This window comes from Saccharopolyspora phatthalungensis (assembly GCF_014203395.1).
In the GTDB taxonomy this organism is placed as follows: domain Bacteria; phylum Actinomycetota; class Actinomycetes; order Mycobacteriales; family Pseudonocardiaceae; genus Saccharopolyspora; species Saccharopolyspora phatthalungensis.
The window spans coordinates 34,405-54,443 of sequence record NZ_JACHIW010000002.1 but is presented as its reverse complement, the minus strand read 5'-3'; the positions used below and the strand labels follow the sequence as shown (position 1 = coordinate 54,443).

Below are 20,039 nucleotides of genomic sequence, written 5' to 3'. Positions count from 1 at the left end.
ATAATTAATACAGGTGGCGGTACAAACCGGACGCCGAGCGCATCCGCTCACCAGTCGATCCGACCATCGGAGGAGTTCGGCCGACCGCTACCCGGTGTCCAGGCACCACCGTTCGGCGGATGCCAAAGCAGTCGAACCGGCCGCACGCTGTCAACTGTCACCGATGCACGCGAGCGAAGCGGAGCTTGATGACCAGTTCTCCAGGACGGCCGCACCCATCGAGTCATGAGGCAGCCATCGCCGCCCTCCAGCACATGGTGCGAAGTCGTGATTTCGCCGCGCTTCCGGAGACCACCGAGGCGCTGTCGCGCATCGTGGAGACGATTCCTCCCAACGACCCGCAACGCTCCGCCGCGGTGAACAACCTGGGCAACGCGATGCACCTGTGGTTCGAAGCCCACGGCAGTGCGGCGGATCTCGACGATGCGATCAAGTACTACCGTGAAGCGCTCGACTCGGCGCGGCGCAACGATCGGCAGCGTCCGCTTTACTGGTCGAATCTCGCCCTCGCGCTGTTCAAGCAGGGGCGGCGCAGCCGACGGGCGGAGCTGGTCGAGGAAGCCATCGTGGCCTTCCGGCAAGCGCTCCAGCTCAGTTCGCGAGGATCTCACCAGCGCGTCGCGACACTCGTCCAGCTCGCCGATGCGCTGTGGTTGCACGCCGAGCTCGGCGGCACCGAAACGGACGAAGCCGTCGGCGTGCTGCACGAAGCAGCTGCCGACGCCCCGGTTGACCTGCCCGACCGGCCGATGCTGCTCTTGCGAGCCGGCACGACGTTGCTCAACTGCTTCAGCCGGGATGACGACCTGGAGAAACTCAACACCGCCGTGCAGCTGCTCTACAGCGCTGCCGAGGCGCTGCCCGCCGGAGCAGACTCGCGGCTGGCGATCTGCCGACTAGGAATTGCGCTGCGGCTGCGGTTCGACGAGAACGGCGATCCCGACGATCTCCGCGACGCCGTCGACGTGCTGTGCCACGCGGCGGGCGAGAGTCCGCACGGCGAGGGCATCCTCGCAACGTTGCTGTTCAACCTGGCTGGCGCGGCCGTTGAGCACTTCGACTGCACGACGGACCGAACTGCGCTGGATCAAGCCATCCAGGTGATCGACCGGTCGGTGGACCGACTGCGCGCCGGTGATCACCGATTCGCGTCCGTGCTGTTGGCCGTCAGCGAACTACAGCGCCGCCGGTTCGCGCTGACCCGGGACGGCCGCACGCTTGATGTCGCGGTGGATTTCGCGGCCAAAGCGGCTTCCTGCACCGACGCACCGAACGAGGTTCGCTGTTGCGCGCTGCGGGTCTTCGTATCTTGCCTGCTCTGCCGCTTCGAGCACGCCGGTTCGGACGACGACCTCGCCCGCGCCGATGCGGCGCTGGCCGAACTCGAACGCCTAGCGCCTGCCGATGGTCCGATGCGGTTGGGCTGCTGGATGCAGCGCGGCCAGCTCGCCATGCGCGAGCACGAACACTTGCACGCCAAGACCGCGCTGAACACCGCGATCACCATGTACCAAAGGGTCTTGGCGGCGATGCCCGCGGAAGATCCGGAACGCGCGGCGGTGTCGCTCGAACTCGGCAACGCCCTGCGACGGCAATCCAAGCAGAACCGGCGGCGCACTTACCGACTCGCGTACACCACGTTGCGGGCTGCCGCGCAGCTGCGGACGGCACCGGCCGCTGCGCGGATGCGAGCAGCGGCGCTGGCCGGGCGCCTCGCCGCCGAGACCGGCCGCTGGGAAGAAGCGGCGACCATGTTCAAGTTGGCGATGGGCCTGTTCCCTATGGTCACGCGGTTCGGACCCGCACCGGACGCCGCGCAGCAGCACGAGCTGTCGGCCCTGCTCGCGGACACGGTTGCTTGCGCGGTGCACGACGGGACCCCCAAACGGGCCGTCGAGTTGCTGGAGCACGGCAGGAACCTGTTGCTCGCTCGCGTTGGCGGTGCAGCCGACGAGCACGCCGCGCTCGCCCAGGAACATCCCAACATCGCGGCGGACCTGCAACGCGTCCGACGACAACTCGACTACCTACCGGACAACCTGCTCGCAGCGGCGGTGCGCCGCAAGGCCGTGCATCGCCAGCGCCGGCTAGCCGACGAATGGGAGCAGCTGGTCGACGAGGTCCGCCGCCGCCCGGGCTTCGGCCAGTACCTGGAGCCGACGGCGTTCGAACAGCTCAGCGGCGCAGCCGCCGAGGGTCCCGTGGTGCTGCTGAACGTCAGCGCGTACGGGTCGCATGCCCTGCTCGTGACCGCCGGTGAGGCGGTCGGTCTGACCCTGCCGAACCTCGACATCCGCAGCACCGCGAAGCACACCCGACTGCTTCTGGAGGCCAATAGTGCCGCCGATGTATGGGCGGTGTTGGACTGGCTCTGGCGATCGGTGGCGGCGCCGGTGTTCAACGTGCTCAGCTACTACCACGTCACCGCCTACGGTCGAGTACCGGCCGAAAACCAGCGCTGGCCCCGCATCTGGTGGTGCCCCACCGGCCCGGCCGCGTTTTTGCCGCTGCACGCCGCCGGCTTGGAGGCGCTGCCCGGCAGGGGCCGGTCGGTCCTGGAGCGCACGGTGCCGTCCTACACCGCGACGTTGCGGTCGTTGCTGCGCGCACGTCAGGCCGACTTCCCGGCCGGGACCGCTCGTGACCCGCGCGTTGTGCTCGGCAACCACGCGACCGCGCACGACGAAGCCCGCCTGGTGGCCCGCCGGTGGCCTGCCACGAAGGTCATCGAACTCACCGAGTCGACGCGCCCGACCGTGCTCACCACCTTGACCGGTCCCGGGCCAGTTCATTTCGCCTGCCAGGGCACGCAGCAGGCACACGACTGCTCATCGAGTCGGCTGGTCGGCGCCGACGACAGCCCGCTCGCGCTCGCCGACCTGGCCCGGCTGCGGGGATCGGCGGAATTCGGTTACCTGTCGGCCAACGAGGTCACGGTGGCCCAAGGCCACCCACCCTGCTCGATCACGCAGCTGCTACCGCTGCTGCACCACGTAGCGGGTTTCAAGCATGTGATCGGTCCATTGTGGCCGATCGAAGACGACACCACGATCGTCGAAGCACTCTATGCCGAACTCGACGACCAAGCCGGCCTGAACCCGGCCAATGCGGCCGAAGCCCTGCACCGAACGGTGCGCGAAATGCGCCGGCTCCACCCCCATGACCCGCGGCTGTGGGCCGCCCACGTCCACGTCGGGCCGTGATCGATGCGATGCCGTGGTGTGCGGCGATTTCAGGGGAAACCGACCAGTCGACTTCCCGTGAGATCGCCGGCTTCGATCAATTCCGCGGTTCGGCCTTGCTCGGCGATCTTGCCGACGTGCATGATCACCAGTCGGTTGGCCAGGTGCGCTGCCACCGCTAGATCGTGGGTGATCACGACGAGGGCGCAGCCGGTGTCCTGGTGCAGTTGGTCCAGCACGCCGAGCAGGTCGGCTTGGGTCAGCGTGTCCAGGCCGGAGGTGATCTCGTCGCAGATCAACAGGTCCGGGCCGCTGAGCAGGGCGCGTACCAGGGCGGCTCGCTGGAGTTCGCCGCCGGACAACGATCGGGGCAGGCGGCGCGCGCTGGACTCCGGTACGCCTAAGCGTGCGAGGGCTTCGATCGCCTGACTGCGTGCCGCTGAACTGGTGGCGCCGCGCAGCCTTTCGGCGGTTCGAGCGATCTGGTCGAGCACCGGGACGAACTCGCTGAACGATGCCCGCGCGTCTTGGAACACGTACTGGATCCGGGCCAGCTGGTCGCGGGAACGCCGATGCAGTCGGGGCGACAGCGTCCGGCCCGCCAGCCGGATCTCGCCCCCGCGGTGCGGATGCAGGCCGGCGATGCAGCGTGCGAGCGTGGTTTTGCCGCTGCCCGAGCGGCCGACGACCGCCACTTTGTCGCCGGGATGGATGTCCATCGTGATCTCGTGCAAGGTGTCCACCCGGCCGTGACCCGCGGTCACTCGCCGGACAGTCAACAGCGGCCGACCCGTCGCAGCCGGACGCGGCTGGGCGCTCGGCGCCGGTTGTGCATCGATCAGGCGCCTGGTGTACGAATGCTGGGGCGAATCGAGGACCTGTTGGCACGGCCCGGATTCGACGACGCTACCGTCGTTCATGACCAGCACCCGGTGTGCCAGGGCACGCACCAGGCCCAGGTCATGGGTCAGCAGCAGGACGGCGATTCCTTGCCCCGCAACGGCTCTCAACTCCTCGATGAGCCGGCCGCGGGTCACCGCGTCCTGCCCGGTGGTCGGCTCGTCCGCGACCATCACCCGCGGTCGGCCGACCAGCTCGTGCGCCAGCACGACGCGCTGCTGTTGCCCACCGGAAAGCTGATGCGGGTATCGGCGAAGCAGCTTCACACCATCTGGCAGCTGCGCCTGGCGCAGCGCTTCCAGCACCCGCTCCCGCACCAACCGTCTGCGGTCGCCACGGGTGTCGGCGCGCACGTGCAAGCGGGCGATCTCGTGCAGCACCGGTCCGATGCGGCGAACCGGGTTCAGTGCCGCGGAGGGGTGTTGCGGGATGTAGCCGACCAGACCGGGTGCGGGCGGATGGTCGGCGTCCACCGCGACACCGGCGACTTCGACCCGGCCCGTGACGCACGCTCCGGTCGGCCGCCGCCCGAGCAGCGCCGAGGCGGTGGTGGTCTTCCCGCTGCCGGACTCGCCGACGAGCGCGGTGACCTCGCCGGCCACCAGTGCGAACGACACCCCCGACACGATCTCACGATCGCCGACGGCGACGGTGAGGTTGCGAACATCCACGACGGTCAACGTGTCTCCAGGGCGATCACTGTGTCTCCGGGTCAATGGGTCTCCAGGGCGAACGTGTCTCCAGGGCGGTCGAACGATCGCGCAACCACCGGTCGAACGCCAGGTTCACGCCCACCGACAGCACCACGATCAGCAATGCGGGCAGCGCCACCGTCCATGGTTGGATGAACAGGCCGGTGCGGTTGCGATCGACCATCGCCGCCCAGTCGCTGGCCTGCGGCGAGATCCCCACGCCGAGGAAGCTCGCCGAGGCGACCAGGTAGATCGCCCCGGTGAAGCGGGTGCCCAGATCCGCGGCCAGGGTTCGGCGCATCGCGCGGACCACGTAGCCCAGTCCGATGCGCAGCCGGCTTTCGCCTTGCAGGCGCATCGCCTCCACCGCGGGGCGGCTGGCCAACGACAGCGTGGACGCCCGGCAGATCCGCGCCACGTCCGGCAGGTTGATCAGCGTGACGATCCCGATCAGCGCCCAGGTGATATCGGATGCGATCGAGGCAAGCAGCAACAGCATCAGCATCGACGGGATCGCCAGCACGAGGTCCAACGGCCGCATCAGCACCTCGTCCAGCACGCGGTTCTTCGTCATGCCCGCCGCCAGGCCCAGCGGAACCGCAAGCAGGTAGGTGCAGACGGTGGCCGTCGCGGCGGTGAGCACTAGGGAGCGGCCGCCCAGCAGCACCTCGTTCCACACGTCCCGGCCGACGTAGTCGGTGCCGAACCAGTGGCCGCCGCCGAGCAGGAATGCCACGTCCTTGGCCGTCTCACCGGAGGCGAACAACGGACCGAACAAAGCCAGCAGGACCGGCACGCCCACCAGCACGGCGGGCAGCGCGTACTTTCTCACCGGCCCACCTCCGAGGCCGGGGCCAGGGTGCGGGCCGCGATGTCGGCCGCCAGGTTGACCAGCACCGTCGTGCTCGCCAGCAGCACCGCCAGGCCTTGGATGACCGGTAGGTCCCGCGCCGAGACCGCTTCGAGCAGGGTGGTTCCCAGGCCTGGCACGACGAAGATCGCCTCGATCACGATCACGCCCCCGACCAGCCAGTCCGTGGTCCTGGCCAACTGCTGAACCGCCGGCGCGATGGCATTGGGCAGCGCGTGCGCGAAGCGGACTCGGGCAGGCGCGAGCCCAAGCCTGCGGACATGGCGCACGTATTCAGCGCGTTGCGCGTCGAGCATGCCTGCTCGCACCAGCCTGCTCAGCGAGCAAATCGGACGGAGCAACAGCACGAAGACCGGCAGAACCAGCACCGCCGGATTGCTCAGCAATGAGGTGGTTCCGACCGCGGTGGGCGGAAACCAGCGCAGTTGCACCGCGAACACGGTCACCACCAGCACCCCCATCGCGAACTCGGGCGCCGAATACAGTCCGAGCGTGCCGCTGGTGATGAGCCGGTCGACCAGCCCGCCCTCGCGGTGCGCGGCGAGCATGCCCAGCGTGACCGACAGCGGCACGAGCAGCACCAGTGTCAGGCCGGCGAGCAGCAGGGTCGGCCCCACCGCCGAGCCGATGATGTCGGCGACGGCGCGGGGGCCCACCAGCGACCGGCCGAAATCTCCTTGCACCGCACCGAGCAACCACGTGCCGAGGCGCTGCCAGGCAGGTTCGTTGAGACCGAGTTGTTCCCGCAGCAAGGCGATGATCGCCGGGTCCGGGTTGTCCCCGGCAATCGTCACCGCCGCATCGCCCGGCAGGGCCTCGGTCAGGAAAAACACCGCCGTCATCACCAGGAGTACCTGGACCGCGCCCAGCAGAACCCGCCGGAGGACGTACCGGGTCACGCCAGCCAGACCCGGTCGTAGCGGGCCCAGTCCAGGGTGTTGGCCGGGGCCCGGTCGTCGATGCCGCCCACGTTCGGCGCCGACGCGATGATCCAGTCCGACACGCCCCACCACAGGAAGCCGCCCTCCCGGTAGAGCTGGTCCTGCATCTGGAAGTACAGCTGCTCGCGCCGGGCATCGTCCGTTGTGGACTGTGCTTCGTGGTAGAGCGCGTCGAACTCCGGGCGCTGCCACTTGCTGTTGTTGGTGGTCGAGGTCGTCAGCAGACGCTGCGAGATGTGCGATTCCAGCGGCATCGCGCCGGACCGGTAGCTGGCGATCACCCCATTCTTGGCGATATCGGACCAGTAGGTGTCCTTGTTGCCCAGCTTGACGTTGAGGTTCAGCCCGGCCTGCCGGGCCTGGTCGCTGATGGCCAGCGCCGCCTCCTTGAGCCCGGTCGAGCCGTCGGAGGTGTCGAGGTCGATCGACAGGCCTTCGGCACCGGCCTGCTTGATCAGGGCGCGCGCTTGGTCGAGGTCCTGGGCGCGCTGGGGCAGCGCGTCGGCGTAGTACCGGTAGCCCTTGCCATAGAGGTCGTTGGCGAGCTGCCCCGAGCCCTGCAACACCGACCTGACCAGCTCGTCCCGGTTGACCAGGTGGAACATCGCCTGGCGCAGCTCGGGCCGGTCGAACGGCGGCCGGTCGGTCTTCATGACCAGCCCGTGGAAGTTGCTCAGCGGCAGCCGATGCACCTGCACCTGACCGGTGTTCTCGTGCGTGCGCGCGCTGGTCGGGGTGAGGTCGTGGGCGTATTCGATCTGCTTGCCGAGCAGCGCGTTGACCCGAGCCGCCTCGTCGTTGGTGACGACGATCTCCAGTTCGTCGAGGTGGGGCGCGCCGTCCCAGTAATCGGGGTTGCGCGCCGCCACGAAGTTGCGGCCGGGCGCGAAGGAAACGAACCGGAACGGGCCGGAACCGACCGGGCGGTCGAAGTTCGCGGTGCCCTCCGGGACGATGTAGGCGCCCAAGGTGGCCAGCGCGTTGGGGAACTCCGCATAGGGCCGCTTGAGGCGGAACTCGAAGGTGCGATCGTCGATTTCGCGGCTGCCGGGCAAGTCGATCACCGACAGGGTGGCCTTGGCGCGGCGGCTGCTGCCCGGCTCCACGATTCGCGCGTAGCTGGCCAGCACGTCGCGGGGGCGCACCGGCCGCCCGTCGTGGAAGGCCGCCTGCCGCAAGGTGATCCGCCAGGTCAGCAGGTCTTGGCTCGGTTCCCAGCGTTGCGCCAGCCGCGGCTGCGGCGACATGTCCGAGCCGTAGTCGGCGAGCTTGTCGAACAGCGCCTTGGCGCGGGCGATCTCGATGTAGAGGTCGGTCTCGTGCGGGTCGAGCACTTCGGCCGCGCCGCCGCCGGTGAACGCCGCTCGCAACCGGCCGCCGGGACGTGGTGGTCCGGCGGCGGTGACGGCCGTTCCACCGGTGCAGCCGGGAAGGACTACGAGCGCACCCGCTGCCGCGGCCAGGCCCAGTAAGCCGCGCCGGTTCAGGCCGCGAGCAGGCCTGGATTCGTGATGCATGCTGGGATTTTCTCCATTCGGTGTCGACCCGGCCCCAGAATTTTGATAACGATATTGGTTTTCAATCAGGTCGCCAAGAGGATAGGGCGAGCCTCACTCAGCGGCGCAGCACCACATGCAGCCGGTCACCGCTGAGCCGGGTGGACAGTGGCGCCTCGGGCCGCCAGGGGGTTTCGGCGCGCGGGCCGGGCTCGTCGAACATCGCGACCACCTCGAACCCGTGCCGAGCCGAGAAGTACCGCAGTTCCTGGGGAAACAGCAGCCGCCAGGCCGAGTGCTGGATCAACGGCTCAGTCCGTCCCGGCCAGGCCCAGTGGCGTTCCCGCCGCAGGAGTTGCTCGGCGTGGTCGATCCACAGCCGCGTGCGCGACCGGTATTCCACCCCGTCCCAGACGACCGCCTGTTCCCGCACCTCGTCGAGCAGTTCGGTGTTGCCCAGGAAGAACGCGCCGTTGCGCAGCTCGGCGATCAGCAGACCGCCTGGCCGCAGGTTGTCGCGGCAGCGCTGGAGAAATGCGTCCAGGTCGTCGTTGGTGTGGCAGTACAGCAGCGCGCTGTCCAGGCAGGTGATGACGTCGAAGCCGGGCCGCGAGTCCGTTGGGGTGCCAGGACTGCCAACAAGACTCAGGGCCTCGAACGACCGCATGTCGGCGACCACGAAGGTCGCTTCCGGGCAATGCGCCTGCGCGTGCTCCACCATCTGCGGCGAGCAATCCAGGCCGGTCACGCGGTAACCGCACGCGGTCCAGTAACGGGCATCGCGACCGGTGCCGCAGCCCACATCCAGCAGATCGCGGCCGGCACCGAACCGGCCCACGAGGTCGTCAACGAACCGGGCCGCGCGGTACTCGGGGTCCGGGAACCGCTGTTCATAGATGGCCGGGTTGTCGGTCAGGAAGTTGGCACTGACGATGTTGGGATGCACTGGGATTCTCCCGTTTTGTTGGCCGGTCCGATGCCGCCGCGTCGATCGAGCACGAGCACCGCGAGCGCCGAGCACAGTCCGATGAGGACACACAACGCCGAGGGCAACCACGGCCACTCGGCACCGGCGAGGTCGGTGAGCCAGCCGATCAGCGCGTTGCCCGCCGCCGCCGTCACACCGGAGAGCAGGTAGAAGACGCCGAAGTAGGTGCCGGACAACTCCGGCCGCCCGAACGACGGGATCAGCTCGTAGACGAACGGCTGGGCGAGCATCACCCCGAACGCCAGCAGAAATGTCGTGATCAGCACCGGACTCAGCCGGGCGGCGATCTGCCAGACATCCACCGCCGGGGTCGCCGGGACCATCGTGGCGGCCACGGCCGTCGCCGCGAAACCCGCTCCCATCGAACCCAGGCCGGTGGCGATGGACCTGCCCCGGCTCCACCGATGCTGGACCAGCTCGGTGATCCGGACCTGCAACAGCAGCGTCGTCACCGTGGAAACCAGGAAGATCATCGCCACCGCGCCGGAGGAGCCGGTGAACAGTTCGGCCTGCATCGGCAGCACCAGGTAGAGCTGGTTCTGCAGGGCGAACATGCCGGTGAGCGCGCCGGTGAAGGCCAGGAACCGGCGATCGGTCAGGACACCCCGCCAGTCGGTGAACACCGATGTCGTCGGCCGTTGGACCCGGCGGATCGGCAACACCACGACCTGCGCGACGGTCAGCAGCGCGAAGACGACCGCGGCCACCACGGCGGAGAGCCGGAAACCGACCGCGATCAACGCGCTGCCCAGCAGCGGCCCCAGCAGGGCGCCGGTGTTGGCGAAGATGTTGAACAGCGAGAACGCCTCGGCACGCCGGTCGCCCGCCTCCTGTGCGAGATAGGCGCGAACGGCCGGGTTGAACAGCGCCCCGGCCAACCCGCTGAGCACGGACGCCAGCACCAACACCGACAACGACGTGCCGATCGCGAACAGTCCGAATCCCACGGCGCGCAATGCGCATCCGGCGACGATGACGCCCCGTGCTCCCAGCCGGTCCGATGCCGAACCGCCCAGCAGGAACAGGCCCTGCTGGCTGAGGTTGCGCACGCCGAGGATCACCCCGACCAGCGCCGCGGACATGCCCAGGTCGTGCCCCAGATACCCCGCCAAATACGGGATCAGCAGGTAGAAGCCGGTGTTGACGCCGAGCTGGTTGACCAGCAGCACCTGCACGGCCAGCGGGAAGCTCCGGATCAGCCGCCACGTCCTCATAACGGCGCCACCGGGTGCACTCCCAGCCCGCGGTCGCCGGCGATGCGCAGCACCCCGTCGGCGCCGCCGATGCCGGCCCACGGGTCGTGTGCCAGCAGCAGGTGCCCGTCCAGGTCGACCCAGCGGGCGCAACCGGTGAGATGCACCGCCGGGGCGATGCCGAGCGAGCTCGACACCAAACACCCCAGCATGACATCCACGCCGTTGCCCCGGGCGATGTCGATGATCTCCCGCGCGGCCCGGATTCCGCCGCATTTTGGGAGTTTCACGTTGACTCCGTGCACCCGTGAGCCGAGGGCGCGAACATCGTCCACGGTGGCGGCGTCCTCGTCCGCGATGACCGGCACCGGCGACTGGGCGGCCACCTCAGCGAGCAGGTCGGGAGTACCCGGCTTGATCGGCTGCTCCACCGCATCGATCTCGAATTCTTCGACGGCCTTGAGCATTCGCACCGCCTGGGCAGGTTCCCACGCGCCGTTCGGGTCCAGCAGCAGGCGAGCGTGCGGCGCGGCCTCGCGAATTGCCTGTAGCCGGAGGAGTTCCTGCGGTTCCGGCCCGGCGCCGAGCTTGACCTTGAGCACGGTGAAACCCCGCCCGGTGAGCGCCCGCGCGGTCTGCACGGCGCGTTCGGTCGGCATGATGCCGATCGTGTAAGCCGTGGGCGTCGGCCGCCAGTGGGCGGCGCCGAGCAACGCGAAGACCGGCACGCCGCGAAGCGTGGCGACGAGATCGTGCAGCGCCGCGTCCAACGCTGCCGATACGCCGGGCACCGCGCTCAGCGAGTGGATCCGAAGCGGGTCGTTGGCGCCCGCCAGCACCTCGCGGGCGGTTGCCAGCTCCGCCTCGATGCGCTCGACCGTCAGCCCGTAGTACACGCTGGTAACGACCTCGCCCCGGCCGACCACGCCGTCGTGCTCGATCTCGACCGTGACCGCGTCACGTTCGGACATCACCGATCGGGAGATGCGGAACGGCTCGCGCAACGCGAGGCTCCGTACCGTCCAGCGCAGCATCATGCGGGAACCTCCATTGCCAACAGCGGATCCGAGACGATCCGGCACCGCGTCCACCCCGTCGCCTCGACCGCCGGATGGGCGATCTCGACCGGACGGGTCGCGGTCGGCCGGTGCAGCAGGCCACGCGCGCGGCAGTAGTCGTCGTCGAAGATGGTGCCCAGGTAGCGGTGCGGTCCGTCGGGGAACACCGTCACCACCTTCGCGCCGGGGTCGATCCGCGCCGCCCACGCCGACACCAACGCCACCGCCCCGGTGCTCCAGCCACCGGTGATGAACGACTGGCGGGCCAGCGTGCGGCACGCCTGCACCGCCTCGCCGGGGCCGACCCAGTGCACTTCGTCGAACTGTCCATATGCGACATTGCGCGGGTGGATGCTGCTGCCCAGGCCGCGCATCACGCGGGGCCTGGCGGGCTGGCCGAAGATCGTCGAGCCGATGGTGTCCACGCCGATCAGCCGCACCTGCGGCCAGCGGCGCCGGATCGTGCGGATCGTGCCAGCGCTGTGCCCGCCCGTCCCGACACTGCACACCAGCACGTCGACCCGATCGATCTGCCGGGCGATCTCCTCGCCCAGCGACTCATAGCCCGCCGGGTTGTCCGGGTTGTTGTACTGATCGGGCCAGAACGCTTCCGGCAGGTCGCGGCGGATCTGGTGCACCCGGTCCAGCCGGGCCTGCTGCCACCCACCGACCGGATGCGGCCGGTCGACCACCTCCAGGCGCGCGCCGTGGGCGCGCAGCAGCGACCGCATTCCGGGTTCGAGTTCGTCGTCCACGACCAAGACCACCGGATGCCCCAACGCCTGGCCGGCGAAGGCGAGTCCGATGCCGAGCGTCCCGCTGGTCGACTCGACCACCGCCGCACCCGGCTTCAGTTCGCCACGGCGGCAGGCGCCACTGAGCATCGACACCGCCGCGCGCGCCTTCATCCCACCCGCGCTCAGGCATTCCAGCTTTGCCCAGAAGCCGGGCTGCGGTTGCGGCAGCGGCGCGCTCACCCGCGCCAGCGGGGTGTCTCGCAGCAGGCCCAGCAGATCCGGATTACCGCACATCAGCGCACCCCCGAACGGTAGCGGTAGAGGACGCTGGGGCCGCCGTCGAGCCAGAAGAACGGATACGGCTCCGCCGAGATCGCGGTGACCCCGGAGCCGAGGAAGCAGGGCAGGATCCCGCTCGCGGACTGGGCGAACATGACCAGCGGCTTGCCCGTGGCCCTGGCGTGGTCGAGCAGCGGCTGGAACGTGGCGTTGCCGACGACCATGCCGGAAGCCAGCACCGCGTCGCAGTCGGCGAGCGCGGCGAGGGCATCGCTGGTGACCGGCTCGCCCCACTCGGTTTCGCCGCCCTTGTAGTCGCAAGCGATGTAGCCGTTTCCGCGCTCGCGGAGATGGTGCAGCAGTGAGTTGACGACCCCGATCACCAGCACCCGTTCGCCCGGCTCGACGGGGAGCAGGTCTACCACCGATTCGGCGCGGTGCAGCGACTTCTGCAACGAGTTGCCCCGCCCGATGACCACCTCCTCCGCGTGGTGGCGATGCGGGCGAAGCCATTGCAGGTAGGCGTCGAGTGCGGCCGTGCGCACCGGCAGCAGCGGGTGTCGCAGCAGCTCCCGGATCGGCGCTCCGACACAGTCGAGGACGGCTTCGTCGGACAGCGCGCCCGATTCCAGCTCCCCCGGCTCCACCGCGCACGATCCGACCGCGTCCTCGACCCGCAGGCTCAGCACGTGGTTGCGGTACGAACGCTCGCGAGCCGCGTGCCGCACTCCCTGCTGGGTGAGGAATCCGACGCTGACTTCCGCTTGGGCGGTGCCGAAATCGCCACGGAGGACCCGTTCGGTGAGGTCCGCCACGGAATGCGGCGTCACGCGTCGACCTCCACGGCGTAACGCACGTCCAGGTCGGCGACAAGCGACTCGGCGTGCGCCCGTGCCGCCCCGTCGCGACGGCTGGTGACCATGACGTGGCCGAGGTAGTGGTTGTTGCTGGTGGCCGAACCGGCCCGATGCCCGGTGTCCTTGACCGCCCAGTCCACCACCGCCGGATCGGCAGCGAGCGCATCGGTCCCGCCGATCTCGCTGATCGTTCCTTCGCGCGGCGGGAGCAGGAACGACACGGCCGCGCTGGCCGCACCGGTGTCGAACCGGTGCAGATCCGGCTTTTCTCCCAGGGCGATCTGGGCGTAGACGGCGGCCAGATCGATGCCGGTCACTCGCCGCACGAGCTCGGTGATCTGATTGCCGGCCGGGCGCGGGTTCACCTCGACAACGCGCGGCCCCTGCGGCGTGAGCTTGATCTCGGTGTGCCCGACGGCGTTGTCCAGCCCGAGCGCTTCGATGGCCGCTACGGCCGTTTCCGACACGGTTTCCGCCGTGCCGGAATCGAGCGCAGCCGGGAACATGTGCCCGGTTTCGACGAACCACGGCGCACCGGCGACACTCTTGTCCGTCACGCCGACGACCGTGGTCTGCCCCTGGAAGGTCACCGTTTCCACGCTCACCTCCGGCCCGGTGAGCAGTTCCTCCAGCAGCACGAGCGGATTTCGCCGCTGTCCGCGTGCGTTCACCGGGAAGCCCTGCAGGGCCGCGTGGGCTTCGCGTAACTGCGCCGGACCGTCCACTCTGCGCACGAACATGCCGGCGCACAGGTCGACCGGCTTGACGACCAGGGGATATCCCAGCGCTTCGGCGGCTTCCTCCAGACCGGAGGCGGTCTCGGCGAGGGCGAATGCGGGCCCCGGCACGCCGGCGTCGCGCAGGGCCCGGCGGGTGAGGTCCTTCGAGCACGCCCGCTCGACGGCTTCCGGAGGCGCCCCCGGCAGCCCCAGTCGTTCGGCGGCCCGCGCGGCCGCCGCCAGGTAGTAGTCGCAGGACGTCAGTACCCCGTCGAACCCGAGAACCGGGTGCAGGCGTTTCAGGTGGTCCAGGAGTCGCGGCACGTCGTTGGTTTCGACGGTGAGCAAATTGTCCGCGCCCAGCAACGGATGTGGCCCGGCGGTGGGCTTGGCACGCAGGTAGTGCTGGAGGTCGCGAGTGACGAAGCTGAACCGGTGGCCGCCCTCCCTGATGCCCCGCGGCAACAACGTGCTCATCGCACCGACCCAGCTTTCCACCAACAACAGGTGGCCCACGCCGACTCCCTTCGGATGGTTGTGCACAACGGTCGGCGATGATAATCGTTTTCAACAAAGCTCGCAATTCGTCCTTAAGTATGAATCGAAAGTGACCGACTGTGATCAAATCGCTCCGCTTGGGGCTCGCGACCGCCCTAGCCGTCCCGCTCCTCAGCGCACCGCCCAGCGACGCGGCCGAGCCATTGCGCTTCGCCCCCTGTCCTACCGACCCCGCGGTCGAGTGCGCGACGATCTCCGTGCCGCTCGACTACACCGCGCCTGGCGGACGGCAGATCCCGATCGCGATCAGTCGCATCAGAGCATCCGGCACGCCCGCGGAGTACCGCGGCGCGCTGCTAGTCAACCCCGGAGGGCCCGGCGGCGCCGGTCTCGACTACGCCGCCGCCAAACGGGCCAAGATGCCGGAAGCGGTTCGGCGTTCGTACGACATCGTCGGTTTCGATCCGCGCGGCGTCGGCGCGAGCAATCCGGTCGACTGTGGACCGTTGGGCGGGCTGTTCCAGCATCCCGCTCCGGACCCGGTGCCGACCACTGCGGCCGAGGAACGCGACCACCTCGGCCGCCTGCAACGCATGGCCGCCGACTGCCAGCGGCACAGCGGCCCGGTACTGCCGTACATCAACACCGCCAACACCGCGCGGGACATGGACCGGATCCGCCAAGCCCTGCGCCAGCCACGGCTGAACTTCCTCGGCGTTTCCTACGGCAGCTACCTGGGTGGCGACTACGCCGCCGAGTTCCCCTCGCGGGTCGGGCGGATGGTGCTTGACAGCGTGGTGAGCCCAGGACGCTGGCACGACTTCGATGCGGAACAGGGCTTCGCCATGCTGGCGCAGCGCGATGTGCTGTTCAGGTGGATCGCCGCGCATCCTTCGCTGGGGCTAGGCACTACTCCGGAGACCGTTCGGGCCTCGTACCTGGCCGCCCGCTCGGCGCTGGCAACCCGCCCCGCGCACGGAACCTTCGGGGCCGCGGAGTTCGACTACCTCGTCTATCGCACCCTGTCGCGCACCGAGCGTTGGGAGCCCTTCGCCCGAGCGCTCGATGCGTATCTGCACCGCGGCGACAGTGGCGGATTCGGCACGGAGATGCCCGATTCCCCCAACTACGAATCCGCGTTGCGGACCGTGAAATGCGCCGATAGCACCCGGCCAAGTACCGATGAGGTATTGGGGAGCATTCGGGCGTTGCGGAGTGCCGATCCCCAGCCCGTGCTGGCCGGGGTCGAGGCCGAGGTCTGCCGGTACTGGGGGCCGCCGCGCGAGGTCGCACGGCTTGGCGATCCGGCGATGCCTCCGGTGCTTTTGGTTCAGGCAGCACATGATCCGACCACGCCTTACGCCGGGGCGCGGCGGATGCAGGCGGCGTTACCCGGTTCTCGGATGGTCGTGTTGGACCGCGGCTACTCCCACGGGGTGTTCGCCAGTCAACGGAACGGATGCGTTGACGGGACGGTAGAGCGGTATCTGCTGTCCGGGATCCTGCCGAGTGGCGACGTGCATTGCGCGGGAACCGGGCTCCCCACCCTCGGGGGTAGCTGAGGGCGAGGTCCCACCCCGGCTGTGGTTCCCGATTTTGCCTAAACTTGGAATCTTCCCTCCAGGATCCGCTGTCCACTGTGGCCAGCGGGCAGGGATTTGGTCGGGTCACTTCACGGAGACCGGTGTCTTCGCCTCGGCCACGCTGGTGTTGGCCATCGCCGTGTCCGCGATCGCGCTGCGGAATCGGCGCAGCCGGAGGCTGTTGGTGACCACGAAGGCGGAGCTCAGGGCCATGGCGGCCCCGGCGATCATGGGGTTGAGCAGGCCCGCCGCCGCCAGGGGCAGGGCGGCCACGTTGTAGGCGAAGGCCCAGAACAGGTTGCCCTTGATGGTGCGCAGGGTGCGCCTGGACAGCCGGATGGCGTCGGCGGCCGCCCGCAGGTCGCCGCGGACCAGGGTGAGGTCACCGGCCTGGATGGCCACGTCGGTGCCGGTGCCCAGGGCTAGTCCCAGGTCCGCCTGGGCCAGGGCCGCCGCGTCGTTGACGCCGTCGCCGACCATCGCCACCACCCTGCCCTCGTTTTGCAGGCGGGTGATGACCTCCACCTTGTCCCGGGGCAGCACCTCGGCGATGACCTCCTGAATGCCGACCTGCTCGGCCACCGAGCGGGCCGCGGCCTGGTTGTCGCCGGTCAAAAGCACGGGGGTCAGGCCCAGCCCGCGCAACCGCGCCACCGCCTCGGCCGAGGTGGGCTTGACCGCATCGGCCACCACCAGCACGGCTCGCGCCTGCCCGTCCCAGGCGACCGCGATCGCGGTCTGGCCCCGCTGCTCGGCGGCGGCCTGGACCGCCGCCAGCGACTCGGGCAGTTCCAGGCCGCGTTCCCGCAGCAACCCCGGCCGCCCGGCCAGCACCTCGTGCCCGTCCACGCTGCCCTGCACGCCCAGGCCCGGGATACCGGTGAAACCGGTCACCGTGGCCGGCTCCCCCAACTCCTGCCGAGCCGCGCCCGCGATGGCCCGCCCGACGGGATGCTCGGAGGCGTTCTCCAGCGCCCCGGCTAGGCTCAGCACCTCGGCCCGGACGGTCCCGGCCCCGGGATGCACCTCCACCAGCTCCATCCGCCCGGTGGTCACGGTGCCGGTCTTATCCAGCACGACCGTGTCGACCCGCCGGGTCGACTCCAGCACCTCCGGGCCCTTGATCACGATCCCCAGCTGCGCCCCCCGACCGGTGCCGACCAGCAACGCCGTCGGCGTGGCCAGACCCAACGCGCACGGACACGCGATGATCAGCACCGCCACCGCGGCCGTGAACGCCGCCGCGGCACCGGCACCGGCCACCAGCCAGAACGCCCCAGTCCCCAACGACAACGCGATCACCACCGGCACGAACACCGCCGAGACCCGGTCGGCCAACCGCTGCACCGCCGCCTTACCCGCCTGCGCCTGCTCCACGAGCCGGGCCAGCTGCGCCAGCTGGGTATCGGCCCCGACCCGACTGGCCCGCACCACCAGCCGGCCCCCCGCGTTGACCGTGCCCCCCACCACATCATCGCCCGGGCCGACCTCCACCGGCACCGACTCCCCGGTCAGCATGCTCGCATCCACCGCCGAGCCGCCCTCCACCACGACACCGTCGGTGGCGATCTTCTCCCCCGGGCGCACCACGAAGCGCTCCCCCACCGCCAACCGCTCCACCGCGACCCGCTGCTCCCGGCCTTCCCGCAGCACCGCCACATCCCGGGCCCCCAGCTCCAGCAACGCCCGCAACGCCGCGCCCGCACGCCGCTTGGACCGTGCCTCGAAATACCGGCCCGCCAAGATGAACGTCGTCACCCCGGCCGCGACCTCTAGATAAATCGAGCCCGCGCCCCCCATCGGCGCACGCCACTCGAAGCCGTGCCGCATCCCGGCGACACCGGCCGTCCCCCACAGCAACGCATATACCGACCACCCCAGCGCCGCCACCGTGCCCACCGACACCAAGGTGTCCATCGTGGCCGCGCCCTGCCGCGCATTCGCCCACGCCGCGTGGTGAAACGGCCACGCCCCCCACACCACCACGGGCACCGCCAGTACCAGCGAAACCCACTGCCAGTAGGTGAATTGCCACGCCGGCACCATCGCCAACACGATCACGGGCGCCGACAACACCGCCGAGGCCACCAACCGCCGCCGCAACGCGCCCGCCGGGTCCTCCCGCCCGGCCGGATTCCCGGCCGCTGGCAGAACCGCGCTGTAACCGGCCGCCTCCACCTCGGCCACCAACCGCCGCGGATCCAGCCCGACCGGAAAATCCACCCTGGCCCGCTCGGTCGCGTAATTGACCGTGGCCACCACCCCGTCCAACTTGTTCAGCTTCCGCTCCACCCGCGCCGCACAAGACGCACACGTCATACCGCCGATCGCGAGCTCGATCTGTTGCCCGGCAACCGGGTTCGCGTCGTGCACATCGGACGTCATCTCGGTAGTTCCTTCCTCGCTTCGTCGGTCAGCCGTGAGCGCCGTTCGGCCGCCGGCGCCTGGGTGGTGGCGTCTGCGGTCGGCGGGTCCGGCGGCACTGACCCATTGCGGTGTTCATGCCGCATCCTTGCGATCGGCAGCACCCTCAGGAGGCGAGCTGGTACCCGGCCTCTTCGACGGCGGCCCGGACCTGGTCCACGCCGATCTCCTTGCTGCTGATCACGGTGACCGCACCGGTCGGCAGGTCGACCTTGACGTCGGTCACCCCGCCGATCGCGCCGACCTCTTCGGTCACTGACAGCACGCAGTGCTCGCAGGTCATGCCGGTGACGTGGTAAATCAACTCGCTCATCTGCCCCTACCTTCCAACGGGTCGTCCGGCCGGTCACGCCGCGCCGATACCCCAAACCTATACCCTAGGGGGGTACCCTAGTCAAACATGACCCACCGCCGAATGGGCGCATCGCGGCCGGGCAGGGAGGTGAACCGGGCATCGGCATCGAGCTCAACCGCGGCTACGGCGGGAGGAAGCCGACATCGGGCGCTCGGGTGACCGACTTCGCGCCAGTCACTCCACAATGGACATCCGCTGCGGCGCCGGACCCGTGAGCATAGCGGTCCGCTGCCGGCGGGAAAGGCCGGGAGACTCCGGCCGAGGCCGTTCGGTTGGGGCACCGGCGAGCCGGTGCCCCAGCCGGGTATCAACCGGAGACGATCTGGTCGTTCTCGACCTTCACCGGGATGGCGGCCAGCGACGTCTCGGCGGGTCCGCGCTTCACCGCTCCGGTGAACGCGTCGAACAGCGAGCCGTGGCAGGGACAGCGCAGCTCAGCGCCCGCAGGCGTCACCGGACAGCCCTTGTGCGTGCAGGCCGCATTGAAACAGACAACCTTGGTGTCGTCGGGGCGGGCGACGATCGCTTGCTTTCCATCCGGCGTATTGACCGCGACCGCCTCTCCGACCGGTACCGCGCTGAGCGCGGCAAGGCGCTGACCGGCGGGCAGGGTTCCGGGGTCGCTCGATGCGGAGCCGGCGGGAGGGGTCGCGGAAGTGCCGCTGCCGCAGGCGGCCAGAGCGCCCGTTCCCACGGTGGCACCGGCAACGGCACCGCCGGTGACGAGGACGGATCGGCGGGTGTGCTTTTCGGCAGTCATGCGCATGGGCACGAAGCCCGGACCGGACCGGTTCAATTCTCGTCCGAATTTGAACCGAATAGCAGACCTCCGCGTGTTTCCCTGGCGTAGCGGTTCTCCGATGAGGTGGAGTGGGCGGATGGCAGGCTGGATACTTCGGTTGCTCGTGGTCTTGTCACTGCTCGGGTCGGCGTGGGTGCATCTGGTGGTGTGGTTCGACTGGGCGCGCTTCACCCCCGTCGTCGGGCCACTGTTCCTGGTCAATGTCGTCGCGGGCGCGGTGATCGCCGTCGCCGTGCTCGTGTGGCGCGGCTGGTTGCCCGCCCTCGCCGCGATCGCATTCGGTGCGGCGACGCTGCTGGCCTACGGATTGTCCGTCACCGTGGGCTTCTTCGGCGTCCAGGAGCAATTCACGACCTCGGAGGAGGTTTGGGGCGTGATCACCGAGGCAGGCTGCATCGTCTTCGGCGCCGCACTGCTCAGGGTCAACGCCCGCCGCCGGGTGGCGGCGTGAGTGACGGACCCGA

General features: G+C 69.5%; 16 protein-coding genes. 3 read left to right on the top strand and 13 right to left on the bottom strand.

What is annotated here, in order from left to right; translation table 11 throughout:
• The first annotated feature begins 188 nt into the window (after nucleotides 1–188).
• Nucleotides 189–3,203: a CHAT domain-containing protein gene (locus tag BJ970_RS27135; RefSeq protein ID WP_184729532.1), complete on the top strand. Its 3,015-nt coding sequence runs from the start codon at nucleotides 189–191 to the stop codon at nucleotides 3,201–3,203.
• Nucleotides 3,204–3,232: 29 nt separating this feature from the next.
• On the opposite strand, the gene BJ970_RS27130 is transcribed toward BJ970_RS27135, so the two are convergent.
• The 10 genes from BJ970_RS27130 to BJ970_RS27085 form a co-directional block, all read right to left on the bottom strand.
• Complete coding sequence (locus BJ970_RS27130; protein WP_312864618.1) at nucleotides 3,233–4,753, bottom strand: ABC transporter ATP-binding protein; 1,521 nt, start codon at nucleotides 4,751–4,753, stop codon at nucleotides 3,233–3,235.
• Nucleotides 4,754–4,778: 25 nt separating this feature from the next.
• A complete protein-coding gene (locus BJ970_RS27125) occupies nucleotides 4,779–5,606 on the bottom strand; it encodes an ABC transporter permease (protein ID WP_312864484.1) in 828 nt (275 codons plus the stop codon).
• Entirely contained in the window at nucleotides 5,603–6,544 is a 942-nt protein-coding gene (locus BJ970_RS27120; protein WP_312864483.1) for an ABC transporter permease, read from the bottom strand. The genes BJ970_RS27125 and BJ970_RS27120 overlap by 4 nt, the downstream gene beginning before the upstream one ends.
• Nucleotides 6,541–8,103, bottom strand: a complete 1,563-nt coding sequence (locus BJ970_RS27115; protein ID WP_184729528.1) for an ABC transporter substrate-binding protein — start codon at nucleotides 8,101–8,103, stop codon at nucleotides 6,541–6,543. Before BJ970_RS27115 ends, BJ970_RS27120 begins: the two co-directional genes overlap by 4 nt.
• 97 nt (nucleotides 8,104–8,200) lie before the next feature.
• A complete protein-coding gene (locus tag BJ970_RS27110; RefSeq protein WP_184729526.1) occupies nucleotides 8,201–9,028 on the bottom strand; it encodes a class I SAM-dependent DNA methyltransferase in 828 nt (275 codons plus the stop codon).
• Entirely contained in the window at nucleotides 8,995–10,284 is a 1,290-nt protein-coding gene (locus BJ970_RS27105; RefSeq protein ID WP_184729524.1) for an MFS transporter, read from the bottom strand. The genes BJ970_RS27110 and BJ970_RS27105 overlap by 34 nt, the downstream gene beginning before the upstream one ends.
• Nucleotides 10,281–11,300 carry a dipeptide epimerase gene (locus BJ970_RS27100; RefSeq protein WP_246471861.1) on the bottom strand — a complete coding sequence of 340 codons (1,020 nt, stop codon included), beginning with the start codon at nucleotides 11,298–11,300 and terminating at the stop codon, nucleotides 10,281–10,283. The genes BJ970_RS27105 and BJ970_RS27100 overlap by 4 nt, the downstream gene beginning before the upstream one ends.
• Nucleotides 11,297–12,352 carry a PLP-dependent cysteine synthase family protein gene (locus BJ970_RS27095; RefSeq protein ID WP_184729522.1) on the bottom strand — a complete coding sequence of 352 codons (1,056 nt, stop codon included), beginning with the start codon at nucleotides 12,350–12,352 and terminating at the stop codon, nucleotides 11,297–11,299. Before BJ970_RS27095 ends, BJ970_RS27100 begins: the two co-directional genes overlap by 4 nt.
• Nucleotides 12,352–13,167, bottom strand: a complete 816-nt coding sequence (locus BJ970_RS27090; RefSeq protein WP_184729520.1) for a Rossmann-like domain-containing protein — start codon at nucleotides 13,165–13,167, stop codon at nucleotides 12,352–12,354. The genes BJ970_RS27095 and BJ970_RS27090 overlap by 1 nt, the downstream gene beginning before the upstream one ends.
• Entirely contained in the window at nucleotides 13,164–14,429 is a 1,266-nt protein-coding gene (locus BJ970_RS27085; RefSeq protein ID WP_184729518.1) for an ATP-grasp domain-containing protein, read from the bottom strand. Before BJ970_RS27085 ends, BJ970_RS27090 begins: the two co-directional genes overlap by 4 nt.
• 101 nt (nucleotides 14,430–14,530) lie before the next feature.
• Here BJ970_RS27085 and BJ970_RS27080 point away from each other — a divergent pair, with 101 nt between their 5' ends.
• Nucleotides 14,531–15,973: an alpha/beta hydrolase gene (locus BJ970_RS27080; RefSeq protein WP_312864482.1), complete on the top strand. Its 1,443-nt coding sequence runs from the start codon at nucleotides 14,531–14,533 to the stop codon at nucleotides 15,971–15,973.
• 105 nt (nucleotides 15,974–16,078) lie between these two features.
• Here the strand turns inward: BJ970_RS27080 and BJ970_RS27075 are convergent, their stop codons facing one another.
• The 3 genes from BJ970_RS27075 to BJ970_RS27065 all read right to left on the bottom strand — a co-directional run bounded on the left by BJ970_RS27075 (nucleotide 16,079) and on the right by BJ970_RS27065 (nucleotide 19,533).
• Nucleotides 16,079–18,379, bottom strand: coding sequence for a heavy metal translocating P-type ATPase (locus BJ970_RS27075; protein WP_184729516.1), 2,301 nt, complete (start codon nucleotides 18,377–18,379; stop codon nucleotides 16,079–16,081).
• 145 nt (nucleotides 18,380–18,524) lie between these two features.
• Complete coding sequence (locus BJ970_RS27070; RefSeq protein ID WP_184729514.1) at nucleotides 18,525–18,731, bottom strand: heavy-metal-associated domain-containing protein; 207 nt, start codon at nucleotides 18,729–18,731, stop codon at nucleotides 18,525–18,527.
• Between the two features lie 349 nt (nucleotides 18,732–19,080).
• Nucleotides 19,081–19,533, bottom strand: coding sequence for a Rieske (2Fe-2S) protein (locus BJ970_RS27065; protein WP_184729512.1), 453 nt, complete (start codon nucleotides 19,531–19,533; stop codon nucleotides 19,081–19,083).
• Nucleotides 19,534–19,651: 118 nt separating this feature from the next.
• Between BJ970_RS27065 and BJ970_RS27060 the strand changes: the two genes are divergently transcribed.
• Nucleotides 19,652–20,026 (top strand): hypothetical protein, encoded by a 375-nt coding sequence (locus tag BJ970_RS27060; protein WP_184729510.1) that lies wholly within the window; start codon nucleotides 19,652–19,654, stop codon nucleotides 20,024–20,026.
• Nucleotides 20,027–20,039: the final 13 nt, after the last annotated feature.

Excerpts from the sequence above, each read along its gene's own strand:
- BJ970_RS27070 (WP_184729514.1), bottom strand. The coding sequence starts at position 18,731 with ATGAGCGAGTTGATTTACCACGTCACCGGCATGACCTGCGAGCACTGC.
- BJ970_RS27095 (WP_184729522.1), bottom strand. The coding sequence starts at position 12,352 with ATGTGCGGTAATCCGGATCTGCTGGGCCTGCTGCGAGACACCCCGCTG.
- BJ970_RS27115 (WP_184729528.1), bottom strand. The coding sequence starts at position 8,103 with ATGCATCACGAATCCAGGCCTGCTCGCGGCCTGAACCGGCGCGGCTTA.
- BJ970_RS27075 (WP_184729516.1), bottom strand. The coding sequence starts at position 18,379 with ATGACGTCCGATGTGCACGACGCGAACCCGGTTGCCGGGCAACAGATC.
- BJ970_RS27105 (WP_184729524.1), bottom strand. The coding sequence starts at position 10,284 with ATGAGGACGTGGCGGCTGATCCGGAGCTTCCCGCTGGCCGTGCAGGTG.
- BJ970_RS27065 (WP_184729512.1), bottom strand. The coding sequence starts at position 19,533 with ATGACTGCCGAAAAGCACACCCGCCGATCCGTCCTCGTCACCGGCGGT.
- BJ970_RS27100 (WP_246471861.1), bottom strand. The coding sequence starts at position 11,300 with ATGATGCTGCGCTGGACGGTACGGAGCCTCGCGTTGCGCGAGCCGTTC.
- BJ970_RS27135 (WP_184729532.1), top strand. The coding sequence starts at position 189 with ATGACCAGTTCTCCAGGACGGCCGCACCCATCGAGTCATGAGGCAGCC.
- BJ970_RS27060 (WP_184729510.1), top strand. The coding sequence starts at position 19,652 with ATGGCAGGCTGGATACTTCGGTTGCTCGTGGTCTTGTCACTGCTCGGG.